Below are 9,979 nucleotides of genomic sequence, written 5' to 3' on the forward strand. Positions count from 1 at the left end.
CCGAACTATCGCCCGGTCGTGTTCAAGGACACCTCCAGCGACTTCGCCTTCCTGTGCCGGTCCACCGCGACCTCCAAGGAAACCATTGCCTGGGAAGACGGTAACGAATACCCGCTGATCAAGCTGGACGTGTCCAGCAAGTCGCACCCGTTCTTCACCGGCAAGCAGTCCACCGCGGACACCACCGGAAAGATCGACAAGTTCCGCCAGCGTTACGGCATCTCCAAGTAAGCCGTCGCCGCAGGAACGAAAAAGGCCCGCCGAAAGCGGGCCTTTTTTTATGGCTTTAGCGGCCTGATCGCCGGCGCAGTCCGGCGAGCAGCAAGGGCAGCAGCAAAGCCCAGTGCAGCGCGCCGCTGGAATCACTGCCGATTCCGCCGCCTGTGCCGCCACCGTTGTCGTCGCCGCCGGAATCACCACCGCCGTCGTCGCCACCATCATCGCCTCCGTCGTCCCCGCCGTCATCGGACATGCCGCCGCACAGCGTGGTGAAATCGGTGACGATGACACCCGGGTTGTCGGGGTCCAGGCCGTTCAGCGTCAGACCACCGGTGTTGGCCGGGTCCAGATGGGGGCGCAGGCTGTTGGCGTCCGAGCCGTTATCCCAGTTGTCGCTGAACCGACCGTACCAGTCCGGTTCGTCGTTGCCACAGGCCGCGCCGCCGCCGGACAGCTGGCCGACAATCCGATGCGATTCGTCCCAGAGCCCGGCGCCTGACGATCCGCCTTCGGTGGTGCCCAGATCCCAGTCCTCCACGCGCCAGTACTCGGCGCTGGTGTCCTGGGTATTGTTGCTGTAGTCGGTCTGGAGCAGGGAGGCGTATTCGAAACTGATGCGCTTTTCGTCGCCCGCCGGATGATGGACGGTGGCCACGCCGCAGGGAACGGCGCCGGAGGCGTCCCAGCCCGCGTAGAACACGTCGAACGCGGCAGAGGGTGTCTCGTCCAGCTCGACCAGCGTGAAGTCGGAATCGGCATTCGTCGCGAGCAGCGTGGCGCCGGACTGGCTCTGGTCCAGGCTGCCATCCGGCGTGCCGCCGCAGGTGCTGGTCTCGTAGTTCCAGTACAGCGTCATGCTGCCGGCGGCGTTGTTGGTGCTGACGCAGTGATTGGCGGTGAGAAACAGCGGCCGCTGGTCACGGGCCGAGTTGTTCACCAGGGTACCGGTGCACAGGAACGTGCCCAGCACGCCGCCGAAGGTGTAACGGGCGACGGAGCGGATCTCGTTTTCCCAGGCATCGCCCTCGGGACAGACGGTGTCGATGTTGCAGGCGCCCGACTTGTGCGATGACTCACCGGTTGCCGGGTCCATGAAGCCGTAGTCGATCCGGGTAATCCGGATCAGCGGCTGCGCCTTTCGGGCGTCCGCCACGACCTCCAGCACCAGCGTATCGCCGCCTACCAGCGGGCTTTGCATCCGCCCATCGCGGGCCTTCAACGCATGCGATCGACGCCCGTCGGGCGAGTACACATGAACGTCCGCGGTTTCCAGTGCGGCGGAGGCCTGCAGGGTGACGCCGACGGATGCCGCCTCCTCGGCGTGAATCACCGCGCGCCAGACGCGACGCTGCGTCGGGAGCGCCTCCCACAGCCCCGCCTGTTCACTGTCGGTGCGAAATTCGACGGCGCGGGCGATCTGCAGGGGCGTGCGTGGCGCCGGCGGCGCCAGCGCGGCCTGGCGTTCGAGCACGATCGGGTTGATTGTCTCGACACGGGCCAATGGCAGGGTCGAATCCAGGCCGACAGGTGCGGCGGCCATCAGGCCGGCAGGCGCCAGTGCGGCCAGCAGGAGCCAGGTGCGTTTCATGCGGGAATCTCGGCGTGCGTTCAGCTCAGGACTATAACGTGAGTTCGGCGCGCAGGCGGTGATGACGAAGGCGTTGGCGTCGCATCACCACGCTCACAGGATGGGCGATTCCAGGTCCAGCGCACGGGTGCTTGGATCCTGTTCGCGCACCGCGGGTGGTTTCTGCGGACGTTCCTCCGCTGGAGCATCGTCGGCTGTCTCCGCACCGGTGATCCAGGTGAGGATGTCGTAGTACGTGCGGATGTTGCCCACGTAGTTCACCGCCTCGTGTCCGCGCGCGTAGCCGTATTTCGTTTGCGAATGCCATTTCGCCTGGGTCAGCAACGGCAGGGATGCGCGCACGTCCACCCAGCGGTCCGGGTCGCCGCCCAGCTCGGCCGTGATGTCGCGCGCATCCAGCAGATGGCCGCGACCCAGGTTGTAGGCGGCCAGGGCCATCCAGGTCCGGTCCGGCTCGGTCACGCTCGGAGGCATGCGATCGATCTGCTGGCGCAGGTAGCGGGCACCTCCGAAGATGCTCTGCTTGGGATCGTTTCGATTCGCGATCTTCAGGTGCTTCGCCGTGTCACGCGTCAGCATCATGATGCCGCGGACCCCGGTCGGGCTGCGGGCATTCATTTCCCAGTGCGATTCCTGATACCCCACGGCGGCGAGCAGGCGCCAGTCCAGCCCGTTCTCGCTGGCCGCCTGTTCGAAATGTGGGCGATAGCGGGGAAGCAGACGGTCCACGTCGCGTGAGAACTCGCGGCTGCCGACGTAGTCCAGGCGTCCCAGCTGCCCGAAATAGCGATCTCGAATCCGGTCCAGTTCGCGGGATGCCTTGAGGCTGACGATGAACTGGACCACCGCGTTGTAAAGCGAATGATCCTCCCCTCGCTGAAATGCCCAGGCGACCGGCATCGCCTCGTCCAGATCAAACGCCACCGTGAGGCGGGGATAAAAGCGTCGGCTGATCGAGATCACGTCCGAACCGGCCGCGGCTACCGGGTACTCGCCCTCGGCGACCTGGTAGAGCAGGGTGTCGTCGTCCGCGTTCGGAACCGAGGTCCATTCCAGTTCGGGATGTGATGCGGCCAGGCGCTCGGCCACGTCATTCAGCGGTGAGTCGGCGGCGATCCGTAGCGGGTCACGCAGATCCGCCACCTGTCGCGGGCGCAGCGATCCACGGCGGTAAACCACTTGTGGTGTGACCTTGCGCAGCGTCGGGCCATAACGAAACCGCGCACGACGCGCGCCCGTGGCGATGGAGCCCGTCGCGGCGATCTCCGCTTCGCCCTGCGCCACCGCGGCCAGGGCGTCGGCCTCGAAATCGTAGACCTGCAGCTCGAGTTCCAGGCCCAGGTCCTCGGCGAGGAGCACGGCGAGGTCGTGATCGAAGCCCGCAGGGTCGCCTTCGGCATCGACAAAGTAGGTCGTCGCGCGGTTGATGGTGGCGACCCGCAACGTGCCCCGGACCTTCATCGCGTCCAGTTCCGTGCCCGGCGTCGAGCAGGTGACCGCGGTTCCGAGCGTGATCACGAGCACCAGCAGCAGGCTGCTCCAGCGGGTCCAGCGATTGATGGCCAAGTTCACGCGGGTCCTGTCTTCCTCTGCGTTCATGATCCCACTGCCGTGCGCCGCCGTCATCCCGCACTCGCGTTTCCTGGCGGAGACGGTAGAATGCGCGCCCTGTCGTGTCAGGGACCAGCGTCTCGCGACAGGTCCAGGAGAGGTACCGAAGCGGTCATAACGGCACCGATTCGAAATCGGTTGGGGGCGAACGCCCCACGTGGGTTCGAATCCCACCCTCTCCGCCAATTTCACAGAGCCTGCCTGCGGGCAGGCTAACGCCTTGAATGGAAAGGCGATTTCAGCGGTTCGAAACCCCTGGTTTCGCACATATTGCAAACGCTCGGCAAAAGCCAGTTTCAACAGCGCTCGCTTGTGCTCGAAACGCTCGGAATCCCAGAGATCACAAGGGCTTGCGAGAAACGCCAGCGCGGTTCGAAGTGCCTGGTCGAAGGGACGCTTCGGAAGCGCCACCTTCGCCGCCTTCTCGCGCACAACAATCTTCTCGGCATCCACGGCCTTGATGCGTTGCTCCAGCGCTGAGACGACGGTTGAGGACTCAACCTCGACAATCCGCTTGACCAGCTTGTCCGTCTCGCGATCCAGTTCGCGCAGACGCGCGTCCAGGTGCGACCGGCGAGCGGTCTGCCAATCGCGCCGATGGTTCCACAAGGTCTCAAACATCGATACGGCAGTGGCGAACATAGCTTTGGATGGCTGCAAGGATTTCACCAGCTCCTTGAACTCTCCCTCGATCACATCACGCCGGATCGACTTGCTGCGGCTCTCGCAGCCTTTCGTGACACAGTAGTAATAGGGATAGGCCGTGTTCCGGCCTTTGCTCCAGCAGGCCGTCAGCGGCTTGCCGCAATCCCCGCAGGCCACAAACCCGCGCAGCGGGAAATCCTCATTGAGGTTCTTGCGCGCCGGAACGTACGCGCCGTCTTGCAGGCGCTGCATGATCTTCTGGTGGGTCTCGAAGCTGACCAAGGCAGGGTGCTTGCCCATGCGCCGTGACACGTCTCTGGCTTCGCATTCGATGTATCCGGCATACACCACCCGTGACAAGATGCGCTGCACCTCTTGATGGGTCACCTCGCCCCGATAGTTGCGCGGGAACTCCGGTTGCTGCTCTAAGAAGCGTTTGACTTCCGCCTTGGTCTGAAAGCGACCGGAGGCAAAACCCTCCAGCGCTTCGGTAATGATGCTCGCCAGCGGCTCGTTGCGGACGATGATCTTGCCGCCGCCGGATGGGGCCTTGATCCACTTGTAGCCTCTCGGCGGGATCGGATTGACGTAGTAACCATTGAGCAGGCGGGCACGACTGCGGCTGGACGCCTGCTCGCCGTTCTTGCGACGGTGATACGAAGCGACATTCGCCATCAGATACTCGAAGAACTCGCTGTCGGCGTCTTCGCCAAACCGGATGTTGGGAGAACGCAACTCCGCTCCGGTGCGATCAAGGGCGTCGCGCAAGACCATGTGGGCCCGCATACCGCGCGCCAGACGACTGATGTCTTCGATGATCACCGTCATTTCTTCGCGCCGAGACTGGCGCAGAAACCGCAGCATCTCCTGCATGGCCGGGCGGTGAATGCTGTAGCCGGACTTGATGTCCTTGAAGACCTCTGCCACGGCGAGATTGTTGGCCTTCGCATACTCGCGGCAGCGGGTTTCCTGAGAGTCCAGACCGTCCCCCTCCTCACTTTGACGCTTGGTCGAGACACGGCAATAAATGACAGCCTTTTGCTGATTAAGATGAGTCATGGCTCACCTCGCTTTCTTTCTCTGGTTGGATGGTTTTGTTCTAGCGTGTTTTCAGAATCCAGCACAGCGTTTTGTGCCATTTCAGAAAATATGCTGTTGACAGAATCAAGGCCCCAGCCGAGTTCGACAAAGGTGCGCATGATGTTCCAGAGCACGGCGAGCAGTTCGTCTTGCTGCTCCTTGGTCATCTTGAATTCCGCCAAGGATGCGCGGTATTGCTCGGGATCAAGCGTTGGCGGTTCGTAGATCGCCCGCTCCGGCGCTCTCAGGGTGTCGGGGTCGTCTGGGCTCATGGCGGTGATGTCCTTTCTTTTCGTTTCTTGGTTTGCTCTTTCCTCCTTTCCATTAAAAGAACAAAGCAAGAACTTTGATAAACCTTAATCCTGTTTTTGACAAGGATTAAATTCCTATTTATCTAAAAAACAGTTGATCGCTCTCAACTGTTTCAAAACCGCCTACCGCCCGGATTGGGCGGCAGGTAAGGCTCACGGATCATTCGCCGGTCGGACGCTTGCGGGCGCGTACGGCAAGGCGGGTGTCGTCCGTGACTTCAACATCCTCGGGTATCCAGATCGACAGGCCGGTCTCCTTCTTCCAGGCCGGACCGACATAGCGGGAATACTCCTGACCGTCGGGTCCGAGCGTCACCGCATAGGTGTTGTGGGTCGGTTTGGTGGATGTGGTTGGGGTTGGGGCTGCTTCACTCATGGCGTGACCTCCTTCATGGTCAGGGTTTGATGGTGGGGTCTTGCTGCGGGGAGGCGGACGGCTGACGCTGGCGTTCAGCGCGCATGCGCTCCAGCGCTTCGCGCGGGCGCAGACTGATCCGGCCATCGACGGGCGTGGCATCGAGCTGGATCGAGAAGCCCCCATCCACGTCGGGCCATCCGGCCCCGAGCCTGGTCCAGTGGTTTTGCCCGTTGCGGTCCTGCCTCACGGTGTAGGCAAAGTGCGTCGGGCTGTTGGGATCGTCCGACTGCGTGGCTCCGCCCGTGGTCGGGGCGGCCTGCGGGGTTTGTGCTTGATCGCTCATGGTTTGACCTCCTGGGTCTGTTGGTTGAATTGGGATTGGGCGTAACCATCGAGCACGGCCTGCGCCCGGTCCGCCCGGAGCTTGCACAGCGCCAAGCGCATCTTTTGCTCGCCGAGCGTGATGTGCTGCTCGCGCAAGTGATCGGCATAGGCGTCAGCACTGCGCTGGATGCCCGGGTCCATCGACGGGGCCGGAGCGGGCTGCGGGGTCCGGCGTTCGGCCCGCAGCCGCTCCAGCATGTCCTGGGTGACCATCGGCGCGGCCTACGGGGTGATGGCCGTGAATGCGGCCCCGGTCGGCTCCATCCACTCCGTCCAGGCTCGGCGCAGCGCCTGCACCTGAGAACCGGGGCGTAGCGCCCCCAGCCCGTAGAAGGTGACCCGGCAGCCTTCAAGATCGAGCTTGATCCTGGGTAGCGCCGCCTTGCCGCCGAGCAGCGCGCTCGCGTCCGTCTGCGGGGAGGACTCGATGGCATCGGTCAGCACATACAGGTGATCGCCATCCCGGCAGTTCAGCGACGGGCCGTAGGTCTGGAGCCAGCCCACAAGCTGGGTCCCGCCTTGACCGGCGTCACGCAGGCTTTGCAGGCCCGCGATCAGCTTTCCGGCCTTCCCGGCGGCCAGTGCCGGGCTGTTCTGCCGGTCGTCCAGCTTGATACGCAGGGTCTTGAGGTTGCGGGGATCGTCCGGCATCCCGAATGTCCGGAACACCAGTTCATCGCCGGGGTGCATCCCGGCCACTTGGCTTTCGACATACTTCGCCGTGGCATCGGCAAAGGCCGGATCACGCAGCAGCGGCATGCTGGTGGACAGATCGCTCAGAAACGTCGCGATGGCGGCGTGGCTGACCAGTGGGGCGCACAGGCAGGCTGCCGCCAGAAAAATGCGGTTCATCATGATGAGGTCTCCGGGTCGGTCGGAATCAGCAAGGCGCGTTCGACGTCCTTGCGGCGGGTCGCCGCCTCGATGGCGGCGATGCTGGAAGCCACGGCCTCCAGATTCGGGGTGTCGGTCTGTAGTGGCGATGACGCTTCCACCTCCAGACGCTTGAGCATCTTCTTGTGCGGCAGCAGCGCACGGGCGATGCGCTCCAGCACGTCATCGGTCAGGCGCTCGGCAATGAAGGTCGGCGTCCACAGCCCGCGCAGCCCGGTGATGGCATCCCCCAGCTCGGCGTAGCGACTGCGGGCGAAGCGAACGGCCTTGTAGTCAGCAGACGCCTGCCGGGCCGTGCGGATCAGCGAGCGGCCCTGCTCGAAGTTCTCGGCGGCCAGTGCGCTCAGCTTCACCATGACGAAGATCGACATCACCGTGATTCCGGCCAGGGCCAGTGAGAACAAGGCCCCCGACACCGGCCCGGCAAAGTCCTTCATCAGCGTGTCCACCCATGCGCCGGGATCGGCAGTCGCCGTTTCGGTGAAACTCGTCCACGGATCGGAAGGCACGGTGAGCTCCTTCAGGCCCCGCGCGTAGACGATCAGGCTCACCAGTGCGCCCACGCCCAGCATGTAGAGCACCGTAGCCCCGGCGACGATCCTCTCCACGGCCCGGATCATCGGACTGTCAGGCCGCTGGTGCGCCAGCAGCTTGTAGGCGGCAAAGGCCACCAGTCCGCTGGCCGCCATCACCGAGGAATTCCAGATCGCCCCGTCGCCGCCGACGTAATCAAACACGCGATACAGAATCTCGGCGTCGATGAACGGGATCGGGAGCGCGCAGACAGCGCAGACACCGGCGACAAACAACTTCCACGGCGCGGAGGCGGCCTGGCGCATCACCACCGTCAGTGCCATCTGAAAGCGCACCATGTCCTCATGCAAAAACGCGGCATGTTCAATCGTCTTCATCACGGCTCTCCCAGGTGAGTTGCTCGAAATAGCTCTTCGGGCGCTCGGCAGGCGCATGCCCTGCCGCGATCAGCAGGCACGTCGCGGCGGCCTGACCTTCGATCAGCACCTCCTCGCGTTCACGCTCCAGACGGCGCAGCTCCAGGCGCACGCCTTCGCGGATGCGACGGGCCACACCCGCAAGGCAGGACAGGCCCGGCACCACGAGGGCGCGGACTTCCTCGCTGAGGCGCTCCAGTTCCGGCGGCGCTTCATAGCGGTAGTTGTCAGGGTCGGGTTTCATCGGATGGCTCCTGTGCTGGAAGGAATTACTGCTGGTCATCGTGCGAAAGCCGGACAGCGGGATTCCTCACGGTTTCCTCATCGTGAAGCGCGTCCGCGCCCGCGTCGGCCTGAACGGGTTCAGGTCCAGGACGGCCCAATAGCGCCCGACTCAGGCGGCGCGGCCAGGATTCGCGGTGGTCGGGATCGGGGGCATAGCGCCACACGGGCAGCGCCTTGAAGCACGGTTCGACCTTGAGCTTCATCGGGCGGCCCCCGGCGCGGGTGACGATCAGATGGCCGCTCTCGGGCGAGAGGAAGCGCCGCACCTGATCGGGGTCCATGACCTTGACGTCCCGGTAGTGTTTTTTGGGCTTGCGCTCACCTTTCGGGTCGCGCTCGATCTCGATCAGCGTCTTGTTGCCCAGCGTCTCGGAGAGCAGCCGCGCGGTGTCGTTGTGGTTGGTCGCCATCCACAACACGGCATCAGCCTCACCCGTGAAGCTGCCGTAGCTGTTGGGATAGGTCTTCTTCATCAGCTCGACGTTCTGGGCGACGCCCAGCACCAGCAGCCCGTAAGAACGGGCGACCGGAAGCATGGTTTCGAAGGCAGCGTTGTAGCCGAGCGACGGCAGCTCGTCGGCAATCAACAAGCAGGGATACTTGCTCTTGGTCGTATGTGCCTCGAAGACGTAACCCGTCATGTTGAGCAGCAGGCGGGCAAACGGGGCCAGTTCTTCGCGGATCGAGAGCACCGGCGCGCAGAGCGTGACGATGCGGTCGTCGCGGGATTTGAGGTCGGACAGTGAGAACGTGCTCTTGCCCAAGACGGTGCGGCGCACCGCCGGGCTGTCGAGCCAAGCGGTTTGCTGTTGCAGGGTTGAACGCACATTCCCGCCGGTTTCTCCGGCAGCGCTGATCAGGCCCGCCGCGCCCCCGGCAATGACCCGGCCCTCCGGCCATTTCGAGCAGCACTCGTCCATGGCTTGCTGCAACAAGCTCTGGGCTTCTTCGCGGTTCGTATCCTCGCGGCCATCGGGGTTGAAGACCTGGAGTCCGAAGACGATCAGATCACGCACCGTGCCCAGGTCTTGCTGTTCTCGCGGGCAGTTGCGGTAGACGAACAGGATCAGGCCCGCCAGATACGCCTGCGCCGTTTGCGTGAAGTACGGCTGCTTGGAACCCGGCGGGGTGATGACCAGCGCTTCGGCGATCCGCTGCGCCCAGAGCACAGCCGCATCCGGCCCTTCACTCTTGGTGACTTCGGCCAGAATGTCGAAGACATTGAAGCGGGCGGAGTGCTTGCTGTAGGGCTTGATGGTGGCCCAGAGACGACGCCGGTCATGCCGGTTCAGGGCGTGGGTGATCTGGCCCTTCGGGTCGATGACCAGCGCGCTACCGGGCCATTCGGACAAAATCGAAATCAGGCTGGTCGTCTTGCCCGCTCCCGTCATCGCGTACATGAACAAATGACGCTGCGCCTTGATCCCGACCGGCTGCTGCAAGCCGATGCCCAGAGCACTGGCTCGTCCGAGCAGGATGTGCTCGCGCCGGTGGACGTGGCTCAGGACCGACAGCGCCCCGGCAAAGCCGCCGGTCGCCCGGCGGCCCATGACGAAGACGCGCTCATGCCAGTGAGCGATGCGGCTCCAGAGGCGGACCACCGTCCGCCACGGCAGGCGCGGCCACCAGCCGTAGAGCCTCGGGAACGCCAGAC

The 9,979-nt window shown here is 64.0% G+C and carries 11 protein-coding genes and 1 tRNA gene; 2 read left to right on the plus strand and 10 right to left on the minus strand.

Features of this window, described 5'->3' with window-relative positions; translation table 11 throughout:
• The coding region (locus ABNS06_RS14960) for a type B 50S ribosomal protein L31 (protein WP_348675395.1) at nt 1-231 on the plus strand (231 nt) is incomplete at its 5' end.
• A gap of 55 nt (nt 232-286) precedes the next feature.
• Here ABNS06_RS14960 and ABNS06_RS14965 read toward each other — a convergent pair.
• Nucleotides 287-1,807 (minus strand): trypsin-like peptidase domain-containing protein, encoded by a 1,521-nt coding sequence (locus tag ABNS06_RS14965; RefSeq protein WP_348675396.1) that lies wholly within the window; start codon nt 1,805-1,807, stop codon nt 287-289.
• A 93-nt stretch (nt 1,808-1,900) separates the two neighbouring features.
• Nucleotides 1,901-3,379, minus strand: coding sequence for a membrane-bound lytic murein transglycosylase MltF (mltF, locus tag ABNS06_RS14970; protein ID WP_348675397.1), 1,479 nt, complete (start codon nt 3,377-3,379; stop codon nt 1,901-1,903).
• A gap of 133 nt (nt 3,380-3,512) precedes the next feature.
• On the opposite strand from mltF, the gene ABNS06_RS14975 reads away from it, so the two are divergent.
• Nucleotides 3,513-3,603 (plus strand) — tRNA-Ser (locus ABNS06_RS14975).
• Between the two features lie 1,515 nt (nt 3,604-5,118).
• On the opposite strand, the gene ABNS06_RS14980 is transcribed toward ABNS06_RS14975, so the two are convergent.
• The 8 genes from ABNS06_RS14980 to ABNS06_RS15015 form a co-directional block, all read right to left on the minus strand.
• Nucleotides 5,119-5,415: a hypothetical protein gene (locus ABNS06_RS14980; RefSeq protein ID WP_348675398.1), complete on the minus strand. Its 297-nt coding sequence runs from the start codon at nt 5,413-5,415 to the stop codon at nt 5,119-5,121.
• Between the two features lie 199 nt (nt 5,416-5,614).
• Nucleotides 5,615-5,830, minus strand: a complete 216-nt coding sequence (locus tag ABNS06_RS14985) for a hypothetical protein (protein WP_348675399.1) — start codon at nt 5,828-5,830, stop codon at nt 5,615-5,617.
• Between the two features lie 19 nt (nt 5,831-5,849).
• The gene (locus tag ABNS06_RS14990; RefSeq protein ID WP_348675400.1) at nt 5,850-6,155 is read right to left on the minus strand and encodes a hypothetical protein; all 306 of its coding nucleotides are present in this window, start codon (nt 6,153-6,155) and stop codon (nt 5,850-5,852) included.
• The gene (locus ABNS06_RS14995) at nt 6,152-6,409 is read right to left on the minus strand and encodes a hypothetical protein (RefSeq protein ID WP_348675401.1); all 258 of its coding nucleotides are present in this window, start codon (nt 6,407-6,409) and stop codon (nt 6,152-6,154) included. Before ABNS06_RS14995 ends, ABNS06_RS14990 begins: the two co-directional genes overlap by 4 nt.
• Nucleotides 6,410-6,418: 9 nt before the next feature.
• Nucleotides 6,419-7,051: a hypothetical protein gene (locus ABNS06_RS15000; protein WP_348675402.1), complete on the minus strand. Its 633-nt coding sequence runs from the start codon at nt 7,049-7,051 to the stop codon at nt 6,419-6,421.
• Complete coding sequence (locus ABNS06_RS15005; protein ID WP_348675403.1) at nt 7,048-8,001, minus strand: hypothetical protein; 954 nt, start codon at nt 7,999-8,001, stop codon at nt 7,048-7,050. The genes ABNS06_RS15000 and ABNS06_RS15005 overlap by 4 nt, the downstream gene beginning before the upstream one ends.
• A complete protein-coding gene (locus tag ABNS06_RS15010; RefSeq protein WP_348675404.1) occupies nt 7,988-8,284 on the minus strand; it encodes a hypothetical protein in 297 nt (98 codons plus the stop codon). Before ABNS06_RS15010 ends, ABNS06_RS15005 begins: the two co-directional genes overlap by 14 nt.
• A gap of 25 nt (nt 8,285-8,309) precedes the next feature.
• Nucleotides 8,310-9,979 (minus strand): type IV secretory system conjugative DNA transfer family protein (locus ABNS06_RS15015; RefSeq protein WP_348675405.1); only part of this gene is annotated, 1,670 nt, incomplete at its 5' end.

This window comes from uncultured Abyssibacter sp., assembly GCF_964000955.1.
Lineage (GTDB): Bacteria > Pseudomonadota > Gammaproteobacteria > Nevskiales > OUC007 > Abyssibacter.

Bases quoted from the DNA above. Each gene is read 5' to 3' on its own strand.
- ABNS06_RS14985 (WP_348675399.1), bottom strand. From the start codon at position 5,830: ATGAGTGAAGCAGCCCCAACCCCAACCACATCCACCAAACCGACCCAC.
- ABNS06_RS14990 (WP_348675400.1), bottom strand. From the start codon at position 6,155: ATGAGCGATCAAGCACAAACCCCGCAGGCCGCCCCGACCACGGGCGGA.
- ABNS06_RS15010 (WP_348675404.1), bottom strand. From the start codon at position 8,284: ATGAAACCCGACCCTGACAACTACCGCTATGAAGCGCCGCCGGAACTG.
- ABNS06_RS14995 (WP_348675401.1), bottom strand. From the start codon at position 6,409: ATGGTCACCCAGGACATGCTGGAGCGGCTGCGGGCCGAACGCCGGACC.
- ABNS06_RS14980 (WP_348675398.1), bottom strand. From the start codon at position 5,415: ATGAGCCCAGACGACCCCGACACCCTGAGAGCGCCGGAGCGGGCGATC.
- ABNS06_RS15005 (WP_348675403.1), bottom strand. From the start codon at position 8,001: ATGAAGACGATTGAACATGCCGCGTTTTTGCATGAGGACATGGTGCGC.
- ABNS06_RS14965 (WP_348675396.1), bottom strand. From the start codon at position 1,807: ATGAAACGCACCTGGCTCCTGCTGGCCGCACTGGCGCCTGCCGGCCTG.
- ABNS06_RS15000 (WP_348675402.1), bottom strand. From the start codon at position 7,051: ATGATGAACCGCATTTTTCTGGCGGCAGCCTGCCTGTGCGCCCCACTG.